The sequence below is a fragment of the Aeribacillus sp. FSL k6-2211 genome (assembly GCF_037966125.1).
Taxonomy (GTDB): domain Bacteria; phylum Bacillota; class Bacilli; order Bacillales; family Aeribacillaceae; genus Aeribacillus; species Aeribacillus composti.
Genome location: NZ_CP150190.1, coordinates 2,558,840 through 2,582,917 on the forward strand (window position 1 = coordinate 2,558,840; position 24,078 = coordinate 2,582,917).

A 24,078-nucleotide genomic window follows, 5' to 3' on the forward strand; every position below is an offset into this window, starting at 1 on the left:
TTAAATCGTTTAAAAAAATGTGCGTTTGCCATCAGTGGCAAGTTTTATCCACATTCATACTATTTAAATGAAAAACAGTGAAAAGAGGGATCAAATGGAAAAACACTTGGAGAAAATTTCCTTATACATTCATCCGAAAGATTTGCTTTTTTTACAAAAAAATAAATGGGATGAAGACGGAGTTCCCGGCATGGTTTATTTAGGGAAGAAAAAAATCGATGCGGATATAATGTATCGTGGCTCTCATACTAGGAAAGCGAAAAAAAAATCTTTTTTTATAAAATATTACCGTCCTTCAAAATACAATAACGAAAAGGAATTTCATTTAAATGCGGAATATTTTGATCCTTCATTGATTCGCAATAAGCTTTCTTTTTATTTTTTTGACCGCATAGGAGTATTCGTTCCCGAAACAAAATTCGTCCTTTTATCGATCAATGGAATCCATCAAGGTATTTATTTACGCCTTGAATCCGTCAATGAAGATTTTTTAGCAAAAAGAAAACTGCCTAAAGGTCCAATTTTTTATGCAATAGATGGTGATGCGAATTTTTCATTATACAGCGATTTAGACCAAAAGGTAAAAAAAAGCTTATCACAAGGATATGAGTTAAAATACGGGGAAAATGATGATTTTAGTAAGCTCGAACAATTTATTTATTTTGTTAATACAAGCACTTCGTCCCAATTTTCTGAAGAAATCGAACAATATTTAAACGTGGAGCAATATTTAAAATGGCTGACAGGTGTCATTTGCACACAAAATTACGATGGTTTTGTTCACAATTACGCACTTTACTTACATGGAGAAACAAGCCGTTTTCATATTATTCCCTGGGATTACGACGCGACATGGGGAATTGATGTCAACGGAGAAAAAATGCGACATGACTATGTTCGGGTAGAAGGATTTAACACTTTAACGGCAAGGCTGCTAGACGTCCAAAAGTATAAAAAACTTTACCAACAACTTTTATATGACACTATACAACATCAATTTACGGTAAAAAATTTGAAAGATGCTGTATACGGTTATTATGAACAAGTGAAAAAGTTTATTAGCAAAGATCCTTTTTTCCAATATACCCTTGACGAATTTGATCAACAGCCTTCACAAATTCTCGATTTTATCTCAAAAAGAAATCAATTTATCGCTTCACATTTAATGTTTTAGCAAGTTGAAGAACGCAAATAGGCGATCGCTTATTTTTCATGAATTGGGTAAATGTTCTGTTGCTTTCTCCCATTTTGAACGTATAAATACATTATAAATAACCTGTATGGTTGAATGCCAAGGGAGGTTAATGAAAATGACTGCAACTGGAGAAAAATTTTATCAATATGTAAAGTCGCTTGTTGGAAAAATGATTAAGGTGAATAGAGGCGGTCCTGAAAGCAAAAGCGGTTTACTGCTTGAAGTAAAAACTGATTATTTGGCCCTCTATTTATTCGAATCAAACAATGTTGTTTACTACCAATTGAAACACATTAAAAGCATTACGGAAAATTCTAAGACAAATTCCAAACCTTTTCGACTGGAAAATGTTGAACAAAACGCTTCGAAAAGCGATAGCTTCCGCCGCCTAATGAAATTATTTCAATACGAATACCTTCAAATTAACCAAGGCGGCCCTGAAGCAATGAGCGGGAAGTTATTAGATGTAACAAATCATTATGCCGTTCTCTACAAAGATGATCGGGTGATCTATGTCAATTTGGAGCATATTAAAAGCTTCTCATTAAACAAAAGCGAAAACGCTGAAGAAAAGGAAACCGTCCGCTATTTGAAAGTAAAAACATTTGATGAAATACTCAATTATTTTATTCATAAATGGGTTTCCATCAATTGGGGAGGACCGGAAGCGCTCGAAGGTGTTCTGTCATACAACGGAAATGGGACATTCATTTTAATTAACAAAGAAGAAGTCATTCGAATTCAGCCGTTCCACGTTCGAAGCATTTTTGAAGGTTCCCGCGATCAGAAAAAAAATGAGAACAAACAAACTGAAAAAAAAGATCGATCCGATCGTGATAAAAGAACTTCTATGGAAAGAGATTCTAAAAGCGGGCAAAGCACGTCCGAGATTGAGCACAAAAACACTTACTCACACTCAGAACGTCATGAAAGAACAGATGATCTTGATAGAAGGACTGAAAAAAAATACCGGTCAACGCCAAATGAAAGCAGAAGAGCTTCGAATGCCTATATAGAAAGAGCAGAGATACAGTTGCGATCAATGCCGCATCTTGAAAAAGTAGTCAAAACTGTCCACTATCGTTGGAAAGGCTAGCTAGCGTCTCTGCCATCAAATTCCCCCTCTGTTTTTGTTTCTGTTGTTTCAAAGAAAGGAGGCATTGAAGTTTTGAGATTTTCCGAACTTATTGACGAACAAGTAAAAGCAGAAATAAGCGGCAAAAACGAAGTTATCGGAATTTTAGTTGACGAAGGATTAGATGTGATCGTACTTTATATTGGTTATAAATATATATATATTCCTCTTCTACATTTACACAGTTTGGAAAAATATGATGACGAAAATCCGATTAAATACGATCACAAAACGATTAAACCAATGATTATTGAGGATGATTCCATTTCATACCGAAAAATATTAATAAATGCTAAAGGAATGTTTGTTGAAACATATGTAACTGGAAATAAAGCTTTACACGGTTATATTACATCTGTCTTAACTGACTATTTTGTTTTTTATTCCCCCGTGTTTAAATATGTTTTAGTGTCTTTTCACCATTTAAAATGGCTCATTCCATATCCAAACACAACAACGCCTTACTCGTTAAACGAACATGAATTGCCAGTGGTGCCCGCCATGATCACCGTTAACCGCACCTTTGAAGAACAATTAAAAAAATTCATCAACAAACTAGTAGTATTTGATCTTGGGGAAAAACAAGAAAAAATCGGAGTGTTAAAGTCTGTTCAGCAAAACTTCGTCGAATTGGTAACAGCTGAAGGCCACACGGTGTTTTTAAAAATTTCCCATATTAAAACAGTGCACGTTCCGTAAACGTTTCCGCCTGCTTAATTACGTTTCGCCTAAACCATTGCTTCAATTTATAAAAAAAATGGGGTGAATCGCACCCCATTTTTTAACATTATACAAACAAAAGCTTGATCCAATAGTATAAACAGAACATCGTAAATATTAATGTTGGCGGAATGACAACAAATGTTACTTTCACATATTTTGCCCAGCCGATTTTCATTCCGTTCTCTTTTAAAATGTGCATCCATAAGAGCGTCGCCAACGTACCGATCGGAAGCAGCAATGAGCCGATATCACTGCCGATGATGCTTGCTAAATAAGCTGTTTTTAACGTGATTTCGTCCAATCCGAAATTTGTAAGCACCATTGAACCGATCATTAATGCCGGGTGATTATTAAAGATATTGGATAAAACAGTGATCAGCCCGCCCATCCAAAAAATTCCGCTTGCTACATCTGTCATCAACGGCTTTAACAGCTGAAGGAAAAAAGTAACTAACCCGATATTTTTCAAGCCATAAACGATGATGTACATGGAAAAAGCAAACAGAAATACTGACCATGGTGCTTTCATTAAAACATCGATTGGACTTAAACGAAGCTTATACCACCGTACCGTTAATAAAACGATTGAACCAAACAGAGCCACAAGCCCTATCGAGATTTCGAAAAAGGAAGCGACAAACAGACTGATTCGAACAACGATCACAAACATCAACATTTTCATCATCATACTTGTCTTCTCTTTAAAAACTTTTGGCAACAATTTAGGCTTCAAAGGATGATACGATTGGATGAAAAAGTTCTCATCTTTTGGCACGTTTATCACCCTTTTTGGAATGTCTTTATAAAAAACGAAAAAGAGCAAACTGACCATTAACAACAACCCGGTTACAGTAGGTGCGAAAATCATTGCCGTATGCATGTATAAATCCATTCCTACAATCTTTAATGCGATCAGATTTACAATGTTGCTGACACCAATTGGCGCGCTTGAAGCGGTGGCAACCAGCGCTCCACTTAGAAGGTACGGAATTTTTTCGTGATGTTTTAAACGAAGGTGATGAAGAAGTAGCAGTAAAATAGGAGTCGTAATTAAAATGCTTCCGTCATTATTAAATATGACAGTCATGAAAAAACATAGAAGATTCGTATACCAAAACAATCGGATTCCAGATCCGTTAGCTTTAAATGCCAAATGATGAGCACACCATTCGAAAAAACGAAAGCTTTCCAAAACGATTGCCATGACAATCGTTGCGATAATCGTAACAGAAGCTTCTGTTACATTTAAAGCAATTTCCGACAATTCTTGAAAGCTAATTCCCCCAACGAATAATATGATAAGTGCCCCAATTGTTGCTGGAAATGCTTCATTTACTCCGCGGGGGCGCCAAAAAATCAAGATCATCGTTATGAAAAACACGAATAAAATCACTAAATCGCGGTCAACTAGCAAACTATTTCCCTTCTTCCTTACCGTCAGATTCTTTTTAAATATCCACCATGGTTTCTATCACTCCTCATCACCTGTACTATATAAATATGTGTCTAACAATATCTCTGCTATCTATCAACAACCCATTTTCTATTAAATCCGCAAAAAACTATCAACTATTATCTCGGCAAGATTGTTGTCATATCATGATTTTAGTCGAAAAAAGACAGAATCATTTACACTGAATGCAATATGTTTTCTATACAATTTAACTGCACAGAAGACAAATCAATTCACTTGTCGGTTTTTTCGCTAAGTTGTTTAACCTTTTTAAAAAAATGATGTGTCTTTTCAAAGGCCGGAAAACGCAGGGCAGAACTTCTTGTCAAAAAAAAAAAAAAAACAGGGCTCACTCGTTTGCCCCTTGTGAAAAAAACAACGGCCAAAAAACCGTTGTTTTTGACCTTTTGATCTTTTATAATATGATTGCTATGAGCCCGCCTGACCCCTCGTTGATGATTCTTTCCAATGTTTCTTTTAATTTGTAGCGCGCATTTTCAGGCATCAACGACAATTTTGCCTGTATTCCTTCTCTGACGATCGAGCTTAAGCTTCTTCCGAATATATCGGAATTCCATATGGACAAAGGATTTTCTTCAAAATCTTGCATTAAATAACGCACAAGCTCTTCACTTTGTTTTTCTGTGCCAATGATCGGTGCAAATTCAGATTCAACATCTACTTTAATCATATGAATGGAAGGTGCGACTGCTTTGAGCCGGACGCCGAATCTCGATCCTTGGCGGATAATTTCCGGTTCATCCAGACTCATATCTGATAAAGCCGGTGCTGCTATGCCGTAACCTGTCTGTTTTACCATTTTTAAAGCATCGGCTACTTGATCGTATTCCGCCTTAGCGTGTGCAAAATTTTGCATGAGCTCAAGCAGATGATCCTTCCCGCGTATTTCAACACCGACAACTTCTTTTAAAATTTGATCGTACAGCTCATCCGGCGCAAACAAATCGATCTCCGCAATCCCTTGGCCCATTTGAATACCAGCTAGTCCAGCCCGCTCAATAAAATCATACTCACTGAACTGCTGGACAACTTGATTGACATCACGCAGACGTTTGATATCTTTTACTGTTTCCTTCACCGTTTCTTGATAGCTCGTGCGAAGCCAATGATCTTCTCTCAGCACCATCACCCAGCTGGGCAAATTCACATTGACTTCCAAGACAGGAAATTCGAAAAGCGCTTCTCTCAATACATTCGTTACATCAATTTCCCTCATGCTTTCCACGCTCATAGCAAGAACTGGAATATCATATTTTTCATTTAATTCTTTTCTTAAAGCCTCCGTATCCGGATGATGAGGATGCACAGAATTAATAATCATAATAAATGGTTTTCCGACTTCTTTTAACTCTTCAATTACTCGTTCTTCCGCTTCTACGTAATCTTTTCTAGGAATTTCGCCGATTGAACCGTCTGTTGTGACGACTACACCGATTGTTGAGTGGTCTTGAATAACCTTGCGGGTGCCAATTTCCGCTGCTTCATGAAACGGGATCGGCTCCTCATACCATGGAGTGTTGATCATTCTCGGCCCATTTTCATCTTCGTATCCCTTTGCACCAGGCACTGTATATCCTACGCAATCTACTAATCTTATATTGACATCAAGGCCTTCATCAACATGGACGGTGACCGCTTGATTCGGGACAAACTTTGGCTCCGTTGTCATAATGGTTTTGCCTGCTGCGCTCTGAGGGAGCTCATCTTGAGCACGTGCTTTATCCGCTTCATTTTCAATATTGGGAAGAACAACTAATTCCATAAACTTTTTTATGAATGTTGATTTACCGGTTCTAACTGCACCAACGACCCCTAGATAAATATCGCCGCCAGTTCGCTCTGCAATGTCTTTGAAAATATCTACCTTTTCCAAGTGATTCCCTCCCGACTTTCAAGTCTTATAACATCCATACATTTACAATTCTTTAGTCATTACATATTTATGATGTTGTCCTATCTAGTTATGACTGTAAAAAAAGAATTTCTTCCAAAAAGAAAAGAACCTTTCTCTTAAATTGTATTCTTAAGAAAAAGGTTCATGACTTATTTTATTAAAAATACCGGTTCATTTTTTTCATTCACAGTATATGGAAGGGAAAATGCAGGGACGAACGGGGAGTTTTCTACTAGCAAATGACGGATATCTTCCCCCTCTTTGAATGATCTTTTTGATTCCTTTATGGCACGGTATAAATCTAAGCTGTAATCAACGTAAACTTCTCGATTGTTGTCGATCACAAGCGGAAGATTTTCCCCTGAGTACGGACTCTTCACATGAGGAGGCTCTTTTAATCCTAGCTTTTTATAGTTCAGTGTAAATACATTTTTCGCTATTTGCTTTTCATAAGGAGGATATTCATGAGCATTGATCCTCATCTTTAGTTCACGGATCGCCTCTGCTATTCGTAAATCGATCAGCTTTACGGTTGGATTTTTTTCCACATCGACTAAAACATATAAGTAAATGCCTCCATTTTCAAACGCGGTGCCAGGGGGCTCAGGCAAATATTCAGGAATCAACAGATTGAAATCAATAGGGTATTTTTCATAAATAGGCGTTGATTTGTCTCTCGTTTTAATCGGCAAAAGCCCTTCCGTATCAGCTTTATATTGTTCTACTGCTTTTTGCACGGATTGTATTTGCGCTTCATAAGGTATTTCATTTTTATGTAATCGTTCTTCTGGGTATAAACATCCAGATAAAAGCAAAACAAACATGATAGAGATGAAAGATTTCATTATGCTTTTCTTGTTCATCCTCGTCTTCCTCACTTTGCCTACTCGCTTGTCGGTCCGGAAAAGACTACGAAAAAAATGATAATTCCTGCTAAAATCATAAAAAAATAAGCAATCACTGCTGTGATAGATTTCAAAAATCCTTTTAGTTTAAAACGGCTCAAGTATATGGAAAAGACCGCGATAAACATAAAGGCCATCGCTGTGAGAGCAATCCACATTTTCATTAGACCTTCTGACATTGTGATCCACTCCTTCTATTCCTACCAATCATTTTAACATATGCTCTTTTTCACGCAATTGTTTTCCATATAAGAATCGAATTCAAAAAAAAACTGGAGCAGCTGGGAAATGTGCTACAGTTCTTCATTTCGATTTTCTAATATGTTCACAAGATCTTCCATTTCATGCGTTTTAACTCTCGCCATAAGCTCTTCGACTGCTTCTTTCGGATCTTTTTCGTGAAACAGCACTTCATAAAGGACATTGGCAATCGGCATTTTTACTGAATATTTTTCAGAAAGCTGTTTAGCTGCTTTTGTTGTTCTTACTCCTTCGACAACCATTCCCATGCTTTCTAAAACTTCATCTAGTTTTTTGCCCTTTCCTAGCAAATGGCCGGCACGCCAATTGCGGGAATGCACACTTGTGCAAGTGACAATTAAGTCGCCGATTCCGGCAAGACCAGAAAATGTTAATGGATTGGCACCCATTTTACAGCCTAATCTTGAAATTTCCGCCAATCCTCTAGTTATTAAAGCAGCCTTCGCATTGTCCCCGTATCCAAGGCCGTCGCTGATTCCGGCAGCTAAAGCAATAATGTTTTTCAGCGCCCCTCCAATTTCAACCCCGATTATATCCGGATTCGTATACACACGAAAATAACGGTTAATAAATAAATCTTGAACAAATTTTGCTGCTTGAATATTTTTGCTCGCAGAAGTCACTGTTGTCGGCTGTCTCAAAGACACTTCTTCCGCATGGCTTGGACCTGATAATACAACTACGTCCTTCAAAAGGTGAGGAGGCATTTCTTCTTCAATAATTTCGGAAATTCTTTTTAATGAACCCGGCTCAATCCCTTTTGAAACATGGACAATTAAAACCGGCCGATCAATGGCTTCTCTTAATTGACTCAGCACTTCTCTTATCGCTTTTGTCGGGACTGCCAAGACAATCGTTTCCACATTTTCAACCGCATCCTTTAAGAAATAAAATCCGGTTAAATTGTCCGGCAATGGGACATTTGGCAAATATTTCTCATTTTTTTTTGTACGATTGATCGCTTCTATATGTTCTTTCCGATGTCCCCAAAGATGCACTTCATGACCATTGTCGCAAAGAACAATTGCAAGCGCTGTTCCCCAGCTTCCAGCTCCCAATATTGCCACCTTCGCCAAATTACTCACTTCCTTTTATTTATCTTCTTTTTCTCGCAATGATTTTAATAGGGGTTCCTTCAAACCCGAATGCATCGCGAATACGATTTTCCAAAAAACGTTCATATGAAAAATGAAGAAGCTCCGGATCATTTACAAATATGACAAATGTAGGCGGTTTAACAGAAACTTGTGTTGCATAATAGATTTTTAATCTCGTACCGTGGTCCGTTGGAGTCGGATTCATAGCAACGGCATCCATGATCACATCATTCAATACGTTTGTTTGGACACGCATCGCATGATTCTCGCTGGCAAGAATAATTTGAGGCATTAATGTGTGCAATCTCTTCTTCGTTTTTGCAGACAAAAAGACGATTGGCGCATAGTCTAAAAATAAAAATTGATCGCGAATATCTTTTTCAAACTCTCTCATCGTTCTTTCATCTTTTTCCACTGCATCCCATTTGTTTACTACAATGACAACGGCTTTCCCGGCTTCATGGGCGTAGCCAGCAATTCGCTTGTCTTGTTCAATAATTCCTTCCTCTGCATTTAAAACAACTAACACTACGTCAGAGCGTTCAATCGCTTTAAGCGCCCGCAAAACACTGTATTTTTCTGTTGTCTCATAAATTTTTCCTTTTTTTCTCATGCCAGCTGTATCAATGATGACAAACTCCTGCTTGTTATACGTAAACTTAGTGTCAATGGCGTCTCGTGTTGTTCCAGCAATTTCGCTGACGATCACTCTTTCTTCTCCTAAAATAGCATTTACTAAGGAAGATTTGCCGACATTTGGTCGGCCAATCAAAGAAAATTTAATGATGCCTTCATCATCATTTTCTGATTGGGGTTTTGGAAAATGTTTGCATACTGCATCCAAAAGATCTCCCAGTCCGAGCCCATGCGCTCCTGATATCGGGTACGGTTCTCCAAAGCCAAGAGAATAAAATTCATATATATTTTCCCTCATATCCGGGTTGTCCATTTTATTAACGGCAAGGACAACGGGTTTGTTTGAGCGGTACAATATTTTTGCAACTTCTTCATCAGCGGGAGTTACGCCTTCTCGACCGTTTGTAATGAAAATAATTACATCTGCTTCTTCAATCGCAATTTCCGCCTGATGACGAATTTGTGCTAGAAACGGTTCATCCCCAATTTCAATTCCACCTGTATCGATCAAGTTAAATTGGAAATTCAGCCATTCACAAGGTGCATAAATACGGTCACGGGTAACACCAGGTATATCTTCTACAATTGAAATACGTTCACCGACAATTCGATTAAAAATCGTCGATTTGCCGACATTTGGTCGACCGACAATAGCCACAACAGGTTTCGGCATACTAAAACTTCCTTCCTAATTTAAAACTCATCGCATTTTTTCACTATGTATAATGTTAAAGGGGCTACGCCTTCAAGAAATCGCAGCATGTTTTCGCCTAACTCCTTTTTCGGCATGCCCCGGAAGTTTTTTACCAAGCTTTTTTCCAACTACCCTATTATATAGCAGTTTATGAAATTGAACAACTGCCTTAAAAATGTTTCACAATGATATATATTTCCTCGCTTATGGCATGAGCAATTCCATCTAGAATCGCTTCTAAATTTTTTGCAATCGAATCCATTTCTTTTTGGTTATCACAAATAAAAACAGGTGCACCGCCTTTTATTTTTTTCTCATTTGTCGTAACGACCGCTAAAACCGCTTTCTCTAAAACCATCGTTTTTTCTCACCTTTCCTATTTGCCTTCGACTCCGTCGGCATGCGAATGGCATTTTCAAGCGTTGGCACGTTGCTGATCACTCGAATGGCGATATCCAAATCATGTTTTTGAGGAAGCACAAACACGCCGACTCTTCCATCCTCAAGATCTCGTTTTGCCAATGGGACTAAAGATGGTTCACCCGCATCGCGGTTTACGCCCAGCGCAGTTGAGACATCATGGAGAATCGCCTGACGTTGTCCGATGTTGGCAATCGTTGTTCTCGCATCAAATGATTTTGGTGTCAAAATAAACCCCATGCCATATTTTAAAACTAGTTCACGTTTTTCCGGGATGCCGATATTCATAATATAAATGTCATCGACATACAAGCCTGCACCGTCAAAATGCGGCTTTACATATTGAATGTCAACAATATCTTTCAATGTGCCTCCAGACATTAACACTTTAGAAATGATAAAGCAAACGACCGTCATCACAAGAGCCATCCAAAAGCCAAAGATTAAATAAGCAAGCGTAACAAATAAAGATGTGAAAATCACTAAATAATTTCTGCTTTCAAAGGCGATTGCAATTCCTTCAATATATGTACTTCCCCGAGGAACAAGCTCATATTGATCGAGCTCTGACAGTGTATTTCTTTCCATGTTGCGGACTTCGCGAAACTGCGATGCAGCCAACGTTAAAAAAGTAATGGCAGTAAACTCCTTTTCCATTATGGCCGGAACAGCAATCGTGCCGAGTCCCGCCGCTATAAATCCAAGTGCGATATGAATAATTTTTCCGTGCAAATATGTTGGATATTGGCGATAATCGGTTTTTAGCATAAAAAGACGGGCTAACACACCTACGAAGACACCATAAAAAATAGGAAGCGTGTATTCATTCATGACCCTTGCCTCTCCCTTGCATGTTTTTTGAATATATGTTCTAAAGAAGCAGCGAATGTTTTGAATGACGCCCATATGAGCAATGAAAAGATTCCGATTGACAGCATATCAAGAAAAGGAAAGTCGCCTATTACAATCGGCCGATAATAAGAATAAACTGCAGACGAAAAAAGAGCTTCTCCGTAACAAGACCCCAATATAAAAAATGCCATTCCTTCAAAAAAATCTTTGCTCAGCATATTGGATAAAATGACTCCTAATATAGATAAATACATCTGAACGTCAAGTAAAAACCAGACAGGATCAAATAAATAAAACAGCTTGACTCCTGCATAGGCAACCGTAATGATCAAAACGGAAAATAATGAATAAAATAAACGCTTAGTTCTATACAAGATGAAAAAACTAAGCAAAGCAAATAAGATATACGAAAAACCAACATGTATTTGTGTAAAGTGTATAAACGTTGCACTTCCTAAAATATTTAACAATATAAAAAAGGAGAGCCAAAAACGAGCATCCGTTTTTGGAAGCCAAAATGTTACAATTACCCAAATCATCCACATGAACCAATAATAATATATTCCTTCCATCTCCAACCTCCTACTATTTCCATTATGTGAAAAATTTATGGATGCTAACCGTACAAATTTTGAAACCAAAGCTAAAAGCGTATAAAAAGCAGTTAAAGGGCTGTGGGAGAATTGATTGCTGATGGATTGCTGTGAGAGGAAAATGTAAACATTTCACTGCCCGTCAAGAAATGAATTTTCGCTATTTTTTTAGAACTCATAAGCCGATCTGTTTAATGGCAGAATGTCCGTATAATTTCTTTTCATAAAAAAAGGCTTCTAAATCATTATTTGTTTTTTTAGGAGGGAGTTTTTCTGCAAAAAAATTGTGGGCTAATGAATACAGGCTGGATGTATCACTTGTTTATCAAAATGGGAATTGCACAAGTTTTGATTTTTAATGGAGATACGAACGCAAAACGGACGTATCGCTTGCTTATTAAAAGCAGCGAAGAATTTTGTTCGCACATATAATCACGATATAGAGCAGCTTAGCAAAAATCGAACCGATACTGCAGAACTCAAAATACAGCTTATTGAAGTGATATGGAAGCTATATACTAGGCGAGGCTTCGAACAATAACAGCTTATTACAGCGAGGATGCATCGTATCATTCTCAAGGATTTATGAAAAGAACAGCAGTGGAGAAGATGATAAAACAGCTCGTTATATGCTGGGCGGTGCTTATGGAGTCTTTATGGAGAACGCTCAAATGCGAAACGTAGATTTCGTTTGAGGATTGGCAATCGATACAAATTACCCTCATAAAACGACTAAACGGCCTCAGCCCTATGGAATATAGAGATAAAGCCGCTTAGAACATTTTTTATTCCGCTGTCACCTTGACAAGGGGCAGCTCGTGATGATCGCCTTTGTCTTTATTTTAATTTATTTAATTGCTCTCCGATCATTTCGCTTAGTTGAAATCCTGTCGATTCCTCTTTCGGACGATATTTGCGAAAATCTTCTTCACTACCGGTCCCATCATCTTCCAATTCCTTTATGCTTAAGGAAATCCGTTTCTCTTCTTCGTTTACATCAAGCACTTTTACTTTTACCTTTTGTCCTTCTTCTAATACTTCTTGAGGAGTGCCTATATGTTTTTTAGAAATTTGCGATATATGGACAAGACCTTCTACTCCAGGTAAAACTTCAACAAAAGCTCCGAATGAGACGAGGCGTTGTACAGTTCCTTCGACAACATCACCGGATTTGATTTTTTCAGAAATGTTTTCCCATGGACCAGGCAATGTTTCTTTAATCGATAGTGAAACCCGTCCATTATCCCGATCGACAGACAAAACTTTCACTTTTACCTTTTCGCCTTCTTGAAGCACATCTGACGGTTTATCTACATGAGCATGAGAGATCTGAGAAATATGTACAAGACCGTCAATCCCGCCGATGTCAACAAAGGCTCCGAAATCGGCTAAACGTTGGACTGTTCCTTCCAATACATCACCAGGCTGAATCGACTGAAGCACTTGCTGTTTTTTCTCTTCCTGCTCCTTTTCCACTACAGCACGATGAGACAAAATCACTCGATTTTTTTCACGGTTTAGCTCCACAACCATCAATGTCAATGTTTTTCCTTTATAATCTGAAAAATCCTCAACATAGTGAGGTTCAACCAATGAAGCAGGAATAAATCCGCGGACGCCCAGGTCTACCACTAAACCGCCTTTTACGACATCCTTCACTTCTGCCTCAAATACTTCTTTATTTTCAAATTTTCTCTCTAATTCCACCCAAGCTTTATCCGCAGCCACTTTGCTTTTCGATAAAATGACTGCTTCTTCCTCAACTTTAATGACCGCTAGTTCAAGCTTGTCATTTTCCTCTACAACATCTGAAGCTTTTTCAATATGCAAACTAGACAGTTCACTAATCGGAATGATGCCCATTTGTTTGCAATTTTTAATATCAACAATCACCTGCTTATCTTCCACTTTTGTTACAATTCCTTCTACAACGTCTCCCACTTCAGGCACAAAAACTTCACCTTGATTGATGTCCTCTACCATACCATTTACCTCCTTGGTCAAGCCATAGCAACTCAACAAAATATGTACCATTCTATTTAGTATGTCACAAGCTACTCTAAATAGAATGAAAAATACCTCTTTTCTATAAGTTCTAACAAAAAATTCCGTTTGTCAAGTTAAATCCATTGATTACCTATATTTTTCGAGCAAATTTCTAATTTCTGTCATGATTTTATCGGTCGCTTCTTCAGCTGAAATTTTTTTGTTTCGATAAGATGTAAAATCAATGGCTGGGCCGAAAATGACTTTCGTTTTCCGAAACGGTTTGTAAGAACTGACGACGGCGCATGGCAAGACGACACAATCTGATCTTAAGGCAAAAAAACCTGCACCAGCCAAACCTTTTCCGAGTTCACCTGTTTTGCTTCTCGTTCCTTCCGGAAAAATGGCTAAAACTTCTCTTTCTTTTAATATTTTCAAGCCTGTTCTTAACGCCTCTCGATCGGAAAAGCCCCTTTTGACCGGAAACGCCCCCAATGCCCGGACGATCAGGCTGAAAACCGGAATTTTAAACAGCTCCTCTTTAGCCATAAAACGGAGCTGCCTTGGTGAAACGATACCAATCGTCGGAGGATCCAAATTATTAATATGATTGGAACAAAGCAGCACGGCACCATCCATTGGAAAATGTTCCTTTCCGATCACTTCGACCCGAAAGAGCGGTTTAATAAAGCAGTAAACAATTGCCTTTGCAAATTGATAAAATTTACCCATTTCTTACAGCCTTTCTTTTACCAATTCTTTAATTAATTCCGCCACCTCTTCAATCGTCAATGAAGTTGTATCGATTTCGACGGCATCCGGCGCTTTTTTTAATGGGGCAGTTGCCCTCGTGGAATCAAGCTTATCTCTTTCTTCAATTTCTTTCTTTAATTGTGTTAAATCGGATGTAAAACCTTTTCTTAAATTTTCCTCATACCTTCTTTTTGCTCTTTCCTCTACAGAAGCTTTTAAAAATATTTTCAACTCCGCATTCGGCAGCACATGAGTGCCGATATCCCTGCCATCCATGACAACGCCGCCGTTTCCTGCAAGCTGTTTTTGCCTTTTCACCATTTCCTCCCGCACATTAGGATGTTTGGAAACAGTGGAAACATGCTTTGTTACTTCATTGGAACGGATAATCGCCGTTACGTCTTCACCGTTTACTAGCACTTGCTGACCTTCATTTACCGGCTTCAGTTCAATCGTCATTTCATTCAAAAGCTTGGTGAGCGCTTTTTCATCCTCCAAAGAAATGCCATTCTGTAAAGCTTTCAAAGTGAGAGCTCTGTACATCGCACCCGTATCAATGTATGTATAGCCTAAATCTTTTGCGATTTTTTTGGCAACTGTGCTTTTCCCGGCAGCTGCCGGACCGTCGATTGCAATGGAAATTTTTTTACTCATAATACCTCCTAGCTAGTTTCAAAAAATATGTATCTATTTTTTTGGAATACAGAAAGAAAAGCAGGGGTTTCCTGCTCTTTTAGCGGCTGATAGTTTCCACCCATTCGGAGATGGACATGTTTCCAACACCTTCATATTGCACGGCTTTTGATAAATATGGCTTCAACTCAGAATGGCGCAAAAAAAGCTGAGCGGCAATTAACATAATGAATTGTATAATGATCAATTTGATCAATATTTGTTCAAAGCGCTTCACAAAAAACATCCTTTTGCCATTTTTTATAAATAGTATGGACAGCCTTGCCGGTACTATTCATTCAAAATTCCTTTCTTTTTCATTTGCAGCTGCTGTTCAAAGCAAAAGCGAATCAATTTTTGCTGTGTCTTTTCATCAATATTGATAAATGCTATGGAAGCGAGCTTATGATGTTCCGCTTCCACAACTCTGAGCGCCTTCCCTGTTACCTTATAATATTCAATCGTTCCGTCCATAAACGTGAGCACCATATAAATATGTATATTTTCATTTAGCGGTACGTCCACACCGTTTGGAATAATGATTGAAATGCCGCCAGCACTTATGTCGTTTGTAACTGTTGTAAATGGGGCGAATTCCTGATTAATAGCGTGTATGGCTACATCAACGGCTGTCTCGATTCTGACAAATTGCCGCCTTTGGATCTCCTCCATATACTCAGGTGCCTGAAGCATGATCATCGGGAGGTTATCTTTTTTCTTGCCAAGAACTTTAGTACGAAATTTATACGGTTTTTTTTCGCTGTTCACAAATGTTGCAACGAGCTCGGTGCCGTCTGGTAAGAAAACAGTTTTTCCTGTCTTGCTATTTACAGGAAAATCAATATAAAGAATGTTTTCTTCTTGGTCCACAAGTTTGCATTTTAGTATTTGATCTTGGCCAGAAAGTTCCAATGTGATCATCGTACCAATTTTTATCAACGTTACCACTCTTTCAATGTAATAAGCGCTCTACATTTATTAAAGCATGAAATGAAAAAAAGGGAAAGCCTAAAAATCGACTCCCCTTTTGTGATTAAATTTCTCTGAATAACGGTTCAGCACTTTGCAATTTTTCCACTTTTTCTTCCGTTCCATCCATTGCGTTGATGAAAATGCGGTACGTGTCTTGGTCAATCGTTCCTAAAAATTCATAGCACAGCACTTCTTCGCCGGCATCATTTGTCACAACAGCTAATCGATCCTCCTGAATTTCAACGTTAGAATGGACTGATTTTTTCGCTTCTTCTTTTGTAATAGCCGGTTTCGGCAAATTTCTTTTTTTGTGCGCTGCTAAATAATCACGTCCAGAATAACCTATAATTTCTCCGTTGTCCAACGCTACCTTTAAACGAACTGCATCAGGATATAGACGTACACCTTTGTAATTAGAAACAAATGTGAAAACACCAATGTTGTCATATTGTGCACTCTCATAAAGCTCTAAATCCTTAAATTTTAGCTTTTTCAAAAATTCCGTTGCTCGGTTGGATGCTTCATTTAAGCTGATTTTTTGTTGTTTAATATCTCTGTTGTGCAATAAATAAATTAAATGACCGCCTTTTTTCGTGATATCCATATAAACATCATGTTTATTTCCTTTATCATGCATAGTAATGCTGTAAAACTGAATGTTTGATCCTTTACCATTTGTTGTTACATCTACTCGTTCTACATTTTTAGGGGCAAATCGTGTTGCGATTTGTTTTGCTTCTTGCTCTGATATTTCCTTTCCAGTTAATTGTTCAAATCCTTTTTTAGGCTTTTGCAGCGCTGTTGCCGTTGGACCGAAATTAGTTTCGGAATAGCCTTCAACATTTTTTTCTACCGTTTTAAATCCATCAATGATCGTATTGTCCATTTGTTTTTGCCCTGATGCTAGTGCGAGTTCAACATCCATCCAGCGCAGATTGTTTTTTAAGATTAAATGCTGGACGTTTCTCAATTCGTCTTGTATGTCTTTTGCATTTTTATACAATTTTTTTAACGTTTCATATTCTTGATCCGTTAACGGATCTTTGTTTAAATCTCTCACTGCTGTTTGATAACTAAATTTCCCAATATTTGACAAGAATTCCTCTGTTTTATTGAAAGGTAAAAGAGTTAACGGAAGCTGGCCGACATCATTGTGCGCTTCCGATGTAATTCTCCAAACTTCCGCCAGCGCCGGTGACAATGATTTTCTTGAATTCATGGCGAGTGTCTCGCCAATTTTGTCATGAAGCTGATCCACTTGATAGGTTAGATCGTGAAAAGCCCGCTGGTAATTGTTTTCTGCATGAATTAATACGGCGTTTTTTTCCTGATGCTCTTTATATCCCCAGTAGCCTGTTCCGATTAAGGCCACTGTAAGCAGCCCGATTAATAATCCTCGAAGCATATTGAATCACCTCACTATTCACAGAATATGTGTTTTCCGATTTTCTTGATTTGCGGCCGCGTCCATATCCATGGGCTTGTTGCTGTATCAGGATTGAAATAATAGAGAGCTTCTTCTGTCGGATCCCACCCGTTAATGGCGTCCATCACCGCTTTTCTCGCTGTTTCATTTGGTGTCAAATATATTTGTCCATCGCTGACAGCTGTAAAAGCACCCGGTTCAAAAATAACACCAGCAACCGTATTTGGAAATGTCGGGCTGTTCAGTCGGTTTAAAATAACTGCCGCAATTGCTACTTGACCAATATAAGGCTCGCCGCGGGCTTCTCCGTAAACGGCATTGGCTAAAAGATTTAAGTCATTTTGTGAAAAGCCTCCAGGCATATTCACCGCCATCGGCTGTACCGATTTCCCTGTTTGTTGTTTATTTTGGGCTGCTTGCTGTTTAGGAGCAGCCTGCTTTTGCCCTTGTCCAGCCTGACCAGCTTGTTGTTTTTTTGGCGGTACATTTTTTGCGAGATTTTTTTCGGTTTGCTTCCGCCATTTTGCGCGCAGCTCCTCAGAAGGCGCTGTTTGGATTTTTAGCGGCACTCCGCCATAATGGGTAAAGTCTCTGCCTTTTCGAATTTGTTCGTGGACAAAAGACTTATAATATTTTGTCGTATTGATAAGCTTTTGTTTTGTTTCAGGACCAACTAAACCATCTACTTCTTTAAGTCCGAAATTATTTTGAAATTTTCTAACTGCCCAATAAGTATTCCATCCATATACCCCATCAATTTTCCCATGATAATATCCGTTATATTGAAGTCTTGCCTGCAGTTCAATGACATCATCACCTGTCGCACCTCTCTGAATCACTTGTTCGCTAAAAGCATGAACATGCAGCTGATTGTTAGAAAGAATAAGAAAAACGATTAAAACAAAAGCGTTTGCGAGCAGATATTTCATGTTTTTTCCCATCATCATGCCTCCTCACTTTATATCGTTACATGTATTTTCTGTAGTAGATGTCATTTTATACAACAAAAAAACCGGCTCATGCCGGTTCAAAAATTTTTTTATCCTGATATTGTTTCGATATTTTGCTTGTATACCATGCGCGCTTTTTTTGCTTTATGAAGCCCAAACCACCATAAAAACACCATAAACGGAGTGACCCAAAACTTCCAGTCTTCATTGGAAAGCAAGATATAATTGTACGTTCCGTGCAAAAGAAACGGAATAACTAGAGAATAAAAGAGCCATCTTTTTTTAAGCCTATCATTCGAAAATTTGCTTTTTCCTAAATAATACCCCATGATGACACCGAACAATGCATGGCTTGGGACTGGAAAAATTGCGCGCCCGAATGCAAACTCCACACCGTTCGCAATTAAATATAAAATATTTTCCAATGTCGCAAAGCCGAGAGAGATGGACACACCATAAACGATTCCATCGTAATGTTCATCAAAATGAAAATGGGAGTAAATTGTAAAATAAAAAATAAACCATTTAAAAAACTCTTCCAATAAACTCGAAGCAAAGAAAGCTTGTAAAAAAGAAGAGGGAAATACATTTTCTGTTTCCAGAACGTATTCAATAAACATAATTGGAAAAACAAGCAGCGCACCGAAAATAAACGTCCGAACAACCATGTAAAGGGGTTCCATTTCATATTGATCCTTCAAATAAAAATATGAAAGTATTGCCAGCCCTGGTGCAATGCCTGCTGTAATAATCGCAATCATAATGACAGCCTCTTTTCTTCTAGTATCTCCTTATTTATGTATAGATTTATTAGAATGTTCCTTTTAAAATAAAACAAAATAAAAGAATGAGAAATGATGATTCATGTAGAGCAGCAGTAAGTTGTTAAAAACATCCTTTTGATAAAATGGTAACATGTATATGACAAAATGAAAATCAAAAATAAGCATGAAAAAATGAAACTTTAATGAAAGGGATAAAAAGATGAAGAAAGTATTGATTTTACATACAGGCGGTACAATTTCAATGCTGGAAGATGAGCAAAGCGGTGCAGTGAGACCAGAAGGGTCCAATCCTCTAACAAATTTTTCATTGAATGCAAACAATGTACAAACAATCGTAAAAGAGCTTTTTAACTTGCCTTCCCCGCATATAACTCCTAAGGAAATGCTGGAAATTAAAAAAGAAATCGAACATCATGCCAAAAATGGAAGCATCGACGGTGTCGTCGTCACTCATGGAACGGATACTTTAGAAGAAACAGCTTATTTTTTAGATTTGACTCTTGACCTTCCCATCCCGGTTGTTGTAACAGGTGCGATGAGGTCAAATAATGAACTCGGATCAGACGGATTATATAATTTATTGATGTCCATAAAAGTTGCTGCTTCCGACGAAGCGAAAAACCTTGGTGTGTTAGTTGTCATGAATGACGAGATTCATACAGCAAAAAACGTCACAAAAACGCATACAAGCAATATCGCTACATTCCAAAGTCCGCAATACGGACCGATCGGTATTGTGAACAAAAAAATTCTGGCATTTCATCACTATCCGTTAAGAAAAGAAACATATAGTATAACGAAAATCACTAAACATGTGCTCCTTTTAAAGGCGTATGCAGGCATGGATGAAAAAATAATGGAAGCAGTTGAAGGACTGAATCCGGATGGAATCGTCATTGAAGCTTTAGGGCAAGGAAATTTGCCGCCGGCTTTAGTACCCGGCATGAAACGGCTTATTGAGAAGAAAGTGCCGATCGTCATTGTCTCACGATGTTTTAACGGCATTGTGCAGGATGTCTATGATTATCAGGGCGGAGGAAAACATTTAAAACAGCTTGGCGTTATATTTTCGAACGGATTAAACGGGCAAAAAGCTAGAATAAAGCTTTTAGTGGCTTTAGAAAAAACGAGCGATTTAACTGAAATAGAAGAAATGTTTTCGAAATAATAAGCTGTTGTGATGATCAACACAAATTTTACTAAAAAATGTTACAAGAAGGGGGTGTCTAATAAGTCGTTTTTACAGCTTATTGACGCCCCCATTAATGTGTTAGAAACGTTGATATATCGGTGTTTATGATTTTTTGTTTTCAATGGCGATTTGATTTCTGGACGGCCCCACAACTTATGAAAGCAACAAAATCAAGTAGAGAAAAACGGATTGTTTTTCTCTACTTGATTATTTTCGGGACATCCCCTATACTCTTTTGATAATTTCTTCTGCGATCAATTCCCCGTGAAATCTGCCGTTTTCGATAAAAATTTCATTCGCATCATTTCCAGCTGCGATGACACCGGCTATAAAAATCCCGTTTACATTCGTTTCCATTGTATCGGGATTGTAGTAAGGTCTGCCTGTCTGCTCATCAATAAGTACACCCATTTTTTTCAAAAAGTTATGATCTGGATGATAGCCAGTCATGGCAAAGACAAAATCACAAGGAATAGTTTTTTCTTCTGTTCCGTTCACAATATAACTAATAGAGTCATTTTTAATTTCTTTTACATCTGCCCGAAATTCCATTTTTATATAGCCTTTTTTGATAAGAGAATCAAATTCCGGCAATATCCAAGGCTTAATGCTTGAAGAATACCCGCTTCCTCGGTACAATACAGTTACTCTAGCCCCGGCTTTATAAAGCTCAAGCGCGGCATCAACACTTGAGTTTTTCCCGCCGATCACAACGACATCTTTATCAAAATATGGGTGAGCTTCTTTAAAATAATGGAAAACGTGGGGCAGATTTTCGCCTGGAACATTCATGTAATTTGGATTATCATAATAACCTGTAGCAATCACAACAAATGACGCACGATATTTTCCTTTTTCCGTCGTTACCATGAACGTTCCGTCCTGCTGCTTTTCTACCTTCTCTACTTTTTCATATGTATGAATGCGCAAATTTTTTCGCTTCACAACTTCCCGGTAGTAAGCAAGCGCTTGATTGCGGACAGGCTTTCGGTTTTCTGTGATAAATGGGACTCCGCCAATTTCAAGCCTGTCTGCTGTGCTGAAAAAGGTTTGATGTGTTGGAAAGCGATAAATGGAATCAACAATATTTCCTTTTTCAATAACTAAAGGATTTATTCCTTTTTCCTTCAATTCGATCGCAGCCGATAGTCCACATGGACCTCCGCCGACAATGATCACTTTTTCTTCTTGCATCATGATCACTCCTATAGCATTAAGCGGCTGGTGACAAAAGAAAAACTTCCCCTACATTATCATAGGGGAAACTGCAAAACGATGCAAATATTATACCCATCCGCGATATCTGCATGCTTCTGCCATTTTTCTTACGCCTACCATATATGCAGCAAGCCGCATATCTACTCTTCTGTTTTGCGCCGTTTCATATACAGTGTTAAATGCTTTCACCATCATTTTTTCCAATTTTTCTTCCACTTCTTCTTCAGACCAATAGTAGCCCTGATTATTTTGAACCCATTCGAAATAAGAAACCGTTACTCCTCCCGCGCTTGCCAATACGTCAGGCACGAGTAAAATTCCCCGGTCCGTTAAAATTTGAGTGGCTTCAACAGTTGTCGGACCGTTGGCTGCTTCTACGACAATTTGAGCCCGAATATTATGGGCATTTTCTTCTGTAATTTGGTTTTCAATCGCCGCAGGAACTAAAATTTCGCAATCAAGTTCTAACAATTCTTTATTAGTGATCGTATCATTAAACAATTTCGTAACAGTTCCGAAGCTGTCGCGCCGGTCTAATAAATAATCGATGTCTAGTCCGTCTGGATCGTACAGACCGCCGTATGCATCGGAAATACCTACAACTTTTGCTCCGGCATCATGCATAAATTTTGCTAAATAACCGCCTGCATTTCCAAATCCTTGGACAACGACCCTAGCCCCTTGTAAAGAAATTCCACGCTTCTTCGCTGCTTCGCGAATGCAAATGGTCACGCCTTTTGCCGTTGCCGATTCACGGCCATGTGAACCGCCGAGAACGAGAGGCTTGCCGGTAATAAATCCTGGCGAATTAAATTCATCAATCCGGCTGTATTCATCCATCATCCAAGCCATGATTTGCGAGTTCGTAAATACATCAGGTGCAGGTATATCTTTTGTAGGGCCAACAATTTGACTAATTGCCCGAACATATCCTCTGCTTAATCTTTCTAATTCCCTGAACGACATATCTCTTGGATCACAAACAATTCCACCTTTTCCACCACCGTAAGGCAAATCAATAATTCCGCATTTTAGACTCATCCAAATTGAAAGCGCTTTTACCTCGTTTTCAGTTACATTTGGATGGAAGCGAACGCCTCCTTTTGTAGGTCCTACAGAATCATTATGCTGCGCCCGGTAGCCAGTAAATATTTTAACAGAACCGTCATCCATGCGAACAGGTATTTTCACTGTCAGCATGCGAATCGGCTCTTTTAATAATTCATACACCTCTTCTGGATAACCTAGTTTTCCTAACGCTTTATGTATTACCTTTTGCGTAGCTTTTAGCACATCATGCTTGTCATTGCCTTCGGCTACCATAATAAGTAAACCTCCTATATGTTCTTTAATAATGAAAAGGAAAAGTCCACCTTTCATGACTTAGTATACACCTTCTATAAATTAATTCAATCATTAATTCATAGAAAATAAAGGGATACTGAATTTCTTGTTAAAAAAAGAAAGCGGCAAACCGCTTTGTTTTTTATCAAATAAAATACTAAATCTACGCAAAAAAAGCTGATAAAACATCGCTGAAAGGCGATGTTTTGTCAGCCTCAGGAAAAATAGTCATTCAAAAGACGAACAGCGTGATCCTTTATCAATAATTTTCCATATTCATGCAGTCTATGAGTTGTCATATGTGTCGGCGTTCCATATTCCGCTAAAATTGCAACAAGATGCTCCGTTTCAATCTTAGAGATGTCATCAAACAGCAGGTAGTATCGTCCCTGATATGAATATAGCGCGCCTTCTGTTATTTCGAAACGTTGAAGAACTTTTGCAAGATCGAGGACATCTTCGAAATTCAAAAACTCATACAATATATCTTGATGTTCATCCACTTTTACTTGCATTTCAATATAATCATCTAAAAATTCATCTTCAAGTTCTTCATCATTATTTTTGGAAACAATGATCACCATTCCCTGTGCTTTTAGTGAATAAACCTCGACCGCAATCGAACCGTTTGCATGAAAATCGAGTTCTTCACTTGCCTCATTGATCATTTCCCGGAAAAGCTGATGAACTTTTAAAGAGTTGTTCCATAGATCTTCTTTTGTTAAGCCGCGATCCGACAAATCATCTAGAGTCAGGAAAATTTTAATTTTATTATGATTAAGACGCTCGAGCCGCATCTTCTTCCCTCCTGCCGTCAATACATCATACGATATTGTATGTTGATTCTAAAAGATGGTTCTTTAGTTAGTAAACAGTTTACAATTACGAGGGGGTGAAGACA

General features: G+C 38.2%; 24 protein-coding genes. 4 read left to right on the forward strand and 20 right to left on the reverse strand.

The window, feature by feature from the left end:
- Nucleotides 1-94: 94 nt before the first annotated feature.
- From NSU19_RS12310 to NSU19_RS12320, 3 genes are all read left to right on the forward strand, one after another.
- Nucleotides 95-1,174 (forward strand): CotH kinase family protein, encoded by a 1,080-nt coding sequence (locus NSU19_RS12310; protein ID WP_339196730.1) that lies wholly within the window; start codon nucleotides 95-97, stop codon nucleotides 1,172-1,174.
- Between the two features lie 136 nt (nucleotides 1,175-1,310).
- Complete coding sequence (locus NSU19_RS12315) at nucleotides 1,311-2,291, forward strand: hypothetical protein (protein ID WP_339196732.1); 981 nt, start codon at nucleotides 1,311-1,313, stop codon at nucleotides 2,289-2,291.
- Nucleotides 2,292-2,354: 63 nt separating this feature from the next.
- Nucleotides 2,355-3,029: a DUF2642 domain-containing protein gene (locus NSU19_RS12320; RefSeq protein WP_339200023.1), complete on the forward strand. Its 675-nt coding sequence runs from the start codon at nucleotides 2,355-2,357 to the stop codon at nucleotides 3,027-3,029.
- An 88-nt stretch (nucleotides 3,030-3,117) separates the two neighbouring features.
- On the opposite strand, the gene NSU19_RS12325 is transcribed toward NSU19_RS12320, so the two are convergent.
- The 17 genes from NSU19_RS12325 to prsW all read right to left on the reverse strand — a co-directional run bounded on the left by NSU19_RS12325 (nucleotide 3,118) and on the right by prsW (nucleotide 19,399).
- Complete coding sequence (locus tag NSU19_RS12325; protein WP_339200025.1) at nucleotides 3,118-4,419, reverse strand: arsenic transporter; 1,302 nt, start codon at nucleotides 4,417-4,419, stop codon at nucleotides 3,118-3,120.
- A gap of 502 nt (nucleotides 4,420-4,921) precedes the next feature.
- Entirely contained in the window at nucleotides 4,922-6,400 is a 1,479-nt protein-coding gene (spoIVA, locus tag NSU19_RS12330) for a stage IV sporulation protein A (RefSeq protein ID WP_063388595.1), read from the reverse strand.
- Between the two features lie 170 nt (nucleotides 6,401-6,570).
- The gene (locus NSU19_RS12335) at nucleotides 6,571-7,284 is read right to left on the reverse strand and encodes a hypothetical protein (RefSeq protein ID WP_082829632.1); all 714 of its coding nucleotides are present in this window, start codon (nucleotides 7,282-7,284) and stop codon (nucleotides 6,571-6,573) included.
- Between the two features lie 20 nt (nucleotides 7,285-7,304).
- A complete protein-coding gene (locus NSU19_RS12340) occupies nucleotides 7,305-7,505 on the reverse strand; it encodes a DUF2768 domain-containing protein (protein ID WP_063388596.1) in 201 nt (66 codons plus the stop codon).
- A 114-nt stretch (nucleotides 7,506-7,619) separates the two neighbouring features.
- Nucleotides 7,620-8,663: an NAD(P)H-dependent glycerol-3-phosphate dehydrogenase gene (locus NSU19_RS12345; protein WP_339196735.1), complete on the reverse strand. Its 1,044-nt coding sequence runs from the start codon at nucleotides 8,661-8,663 to the stop codon at nucleotides 7,620-7,622.
- A 19-nt stretch (nucleotides 8,664-8,682) separates the two neighbouring features.
- On the reverse strand, nucleotides 8,683-9,993 hold the full coding sequence (der, locus tag NSU19_RS12350) for a ribosome biogenesis GTPase Der (RefSeq protein WP_063388598.1): 1,311 nt from the start codon (nucleotides 9,991-9,993) through the stop codon (nucleotides 8,683-8,685).
- A 190-nt stretch (nucleotides 9,994-10,183) separates the two neighbouring features.
- The gene (locus NSU19_RS12355) at nucleotides 10,184-10,372 is read right to left on the reverse strand and encodes a hypothetical protein (protein WP_066251964.1); all 189 of its coding nucleotides are present in this window, start codon (nucleotides 10,370-10,372) and stop codon (nucleotides 10,184-10,186) included.
- On the reverse strand, nucleotides 10,363-11,265 hold the full coding sequence (locus NSU19_RS12360) for a YIEGIA family protein (protein ID WP_063388600.1): 903 nt from the start codon (nucleotides 11,263-11,265) through the stop codon (nucleotides 10,363-10,365). The genes NSU19_RS12355 and NSU19_RS12360 overlap by 10 nt, the downstream gene beginning before the upstream one ends.
- Entirely contained in the window at nucleotides 11,262-11,858 is a 597-nt protein-coding gene (locus NSU19_RS12365) for a hypothetical protein (protein WP_063388601.1), read from the reverse strand. Before NSU19_RS12365 ends, NSU19_RS12360 begins: the two co-directional genes overlap by 4 nt.
- Before the next feature lie 858 nt (nucleotides 11,859-12,716).
- Nucleotides 12,717-13,862, reverse strand: a complete 1,146-nt coding sequence (gene rpsA / locus NSU19_RS12370) for a 30S ribosomal protein S1 (RefSeq protein WP_130156170.1) — start codon at nucleotides 13,860-13,862, stop codon at nucleotides 12,717-12,719.
- A 150-nt stretch (nucleotides 13,863-14,012) separates the two neighbouring features.
- Nucleotides 14,013-14,597, reverse strand: a complete 585-nt coding sequence (locus tag NSU19_RS12375) for a lysophospholipid acyltransferase family protein (protein WP_066251969.1) — start codon at nucleotides 14,595-14,597, stop codon at nucleotides 14,013-14,015.
- Between the two features lie 3 nt (nucleotides 14,598-14,600).
- Nucleotides 14,601-15,272: a (d)CMP kinase gene (gene cmk / locus NSU19_RS12380; RefSeq protein ID WP_063388604.1), complete on the reverse strand. Its 672-nt coding sequence runs from the start codon at nucleotides 15,270-15,272 to the stop codon at nucleotides 14,601-14,603.
- Between the two features lie 79 nt (nucleotides 15,273-15,351).
- On the reverse strand, nucleotides 15,352-15,537 hold the full coding sequence (locus NSU19_RS12385) for a DUF5359 family protein (protein WP_232515564.1): 186 nt from the start codon (nucleotides 15,535-15,537) through the stop codon (nucleotides 15,352-15,354).
- A 44-nt stretch (nucleotides 15,538-15,581) separates the two neighbouring features.
- The gene (locus NSU19_RS12390) at nucleotides 15,582-16,229 is read right to left on the reverse strand and encodes a flagellar brake domain-containing protein (RefSeq protein WP_066251971.1); all 648 of its coding nucleotides are present in this window, start codon (nucleotides 16,227-16,229) and stop codon (nucleotides 15,582-15,584) included.
- 94 nt (nucleotides 16,230-16,323) lie between these two features.
- A complete protein-coding gene (ypeB, locus tag NSU19_RS12395; RefSeq protein ID WP_339196741.1) occupies nucleotides 16,324-17,667 on the reverse strand; it encodes a germination protein YpeB in 1,344 nt (447 codons plus the stop codon).
- 14 nt (nucleotides 17,668-17,681) lie between these two features.
- Nucleotides 17,682-18,635: a spore cortex-lytic enzyme gene (sleB, locus tag NSU19_RS12400; protein WP_094246145.1), complete on the reverse strand. Its 954-nt coding sequence runs from the start codon at nucleotides 18,633-18,635 to the stop codon at nucleotides 17,682-17,684.
- A 92-nt stretch (nucleotides 18,636-18,727) separates the two neighbouring features.
- Nucleotides 18,728-19,399, reverse strand: a complete 672-nt coding sequence (prsW, locus tag NSU19_RS12405; RefSeq protein WP_066251976.1) for a glutamic-type intramembrane protease PrsW — start codon at nucleotides 19,397-19,399, stop codon at nucleotides 18,728-18,730.
- Nucleotides 19,400-19,622: 223 nt separating this feature from the next.
- Here prsW and NSU19_RS12410 point away from each other — a divergent pair, with 223 nt between their 5' ends.
- The gene (locus NSU19_RS12410) at nucleotides 19,623-20,591 is read left to right on the forward strand and encodes an asparaginase (protein ID WP_339193011.1); all 969 of its coding nucleotides are present in this window, start codon (nucleotides 19,623-19,625) and stop codon (nucleotides 20,589-20,591) included.
- A gap of 249 nt (nucleotides 20,592-20,840) precedes the next feature.
- Here NSU19_RS12410 and NSU19_RS12415 read toward each other — a convergent pair whose 3' ends face one another.
- The 3 genes from NSU19_RS12415 to NSU19_RS12425 form a co-directional block, all read right to left on the reverse strand.
- Complete coding sequence (locus NSU19_RS12415) at nucleotides 20,841-21,809, reverse strand: YpdA family putative bacillithiol disulfide reductase (protein ID WP_066247690.1); 969 nt, start codon at nucleotides 21,807-21,809, stop codon at nucleotides 20,841-20,843.
- Nucleotides 21,810-21,899: 90 nt separating this feature from the next.
- Nucleotides 21,900-23,156, reverse strand: coding sequence for a Glu/Leu/Phe/Val dehydrogenase (locus tag NSU19_RS12420; protein ID WP_063388611.1), 1,257 nt, complete (start codon nucleotides 23,154-23,156; stop codon nucleotides 21,900-21,902).
- A gap of 236 nt (nucleotides 23,157-23,392) precedes the next feature.
- Nucleotides 23,393-23,974 (reverse strand): genetic competence negative regulator, encoded by a 582-nt coding sequence (locus tag NSU19_RS12425; RefSeq protein ID WP_063388612.1) that lies wholly within the window; start codon nucleotides 23,972-23,974, stop codon nucleotides 23,393-23,395.
- Nucleotides 23,975-24,078 lie beyond the last annotated feature (104 nt).

Excerpts from the sequence above, each read along its gene's own strand:
- prsW (WP_066251976.1), bottom strand. The coding sequence starts at position 19,399 with ATGATTGCGATTATTACAGCAGGCATTGCACCAGGGCTGGCAATACTT.
- NSU19_RS12385 (WP_232515564.1), bottom strand. The coding sequence starts at position 15,537 with ATGTTTTTTGTGAAGCGCTTTGAACAAATATTGATCAAATTGATCATT.
- NSU19_RS12325 (WP_339200025.1), bottom strand. The coding sequence starts at position 4,419 with ATGATCTTGATTTTTTGGCGCCCCCGCGGAGTAAATGAAGCATTTCCA.
- NSU19_RS12360 (WP_063388600.1), bottom strand. The coding sequence starts at position 11,265 with ATGAATGAATACACGCTTCCTATTTTTTATGGTGTCTTCGTAGGTGTG.
- NSU19_RS12375 (WP_066251969.1), bottom strand. The coding sequence starts at position 14,597 with ATGGGTAAATTTTATCAATTTGCAAAGGCAATTGTTTACTGCTTTATT.
- NSU19_RS12415 (WP_066247690.1), bottom strand. The coding sequence starts at position 21,809 with ATGCAAGAAGAAAAAGTGATCATTGTCGGCGGAGGTCCATGTGGACTA.
- der (WP_063388598.1), bottom strand. The coding sequence starts at position 9,993 with ATGCCGAAACCTGTTGTGGCTATTGTCGGTCGACCAAATGTCGGCAAA.
- NSU19_RS12340 (WP_063388596.1), bottom strand. The coding sequence starts at position 7,505 with ATGTCAGAAGGTCTAATGAAAATGTGGATTGCTCTCACAGCGATGGCC.
- NSU19_RS12355 (WP_066251964.1), bottom strand. The coding sequence starts at position 10,372 with ATGGTTTTAGAGAAAGCGGTTTTAGCGGTCGTTACGACAAATGAGAAA.
- sleB (WP_094246145.1), bottom strand. The coding sequence starts at position 18,635 with ATGATGATGGGAAAAAACATGAAATATCTGCTCGCAAACGCTTTTGTT.
- NSU19_RS12315 (WP_339196732.1), top strand. The coding sequence starts at position 1,311 with ATGACTGCAACTGGAGAAAAATTTTATCAATATGTAAAGTCGCTTGTT.
- NSU19_RS12410 (WP_339193011.1), top strand. The coding sequence starts at position 19,623 with ATGAAGAAAGTATTGATTTTACATACAGGCGGTACAATTTCAATGCTG.
- NSU19_RS12420 (WP_063388611.1), bottom strand. The coding sequence starts at position 23,156 with ATGGTAGCCGAAGGCAATGACAAGCATGATGTGCTAAAAGCTACGCAA.
- rpsA (WP_130156170.1), bottom strand. The coding sequence starts at position 13,862 with ATGGTAGAGGACATCAATCAAGGTGAAGTTTTTGTGCCTGAAGTGGGA.
- NSU19_RS12365 (WP_063388601.1), bottom strand. The coding sequence starts at position 11,858 with ATGGAAGGAATATATTATTATTGGTTCATGTGGATGATTTGGGTAATT.
- NSU19_RS12310 (WP_339196730.1), top strand. The coding sequence starts at position 95 with ATGGAAAAACACTTGGAGAAAATTTCCTTATACATTCATCCGAAAGAT.
- ypeB (WP_339196741.1), bottom strand. The coding sequence starts at position 17,667 with ATGCTTCGAGGATTATTAATCGGGCTGCTTACAGTGGCCTTAATCGGA.
- NSU19_RS12425 (WP_063388612.1), bottom strand. The coding sequence starts at position 23,974 with ATGCGGCTCGAGCGTCTTAATCATAATAAAATTAAAATTTTCCTGACT.
- cmk (WP_063388604.1), bottom strand. The coding sequence starts at position 15,272 with ATGAGTAAAAAAATTTCCATTGCAATCGACGGTCCGGCAGCTGCCGGG.
- NSU19_RS12335 (WP_082829632.1), bottom strand. The coding sequence starts at position 7,284 with ATGAACAAGAAAAGCATAATGAAATCTTTCATCTCTATCATGTTTGTT.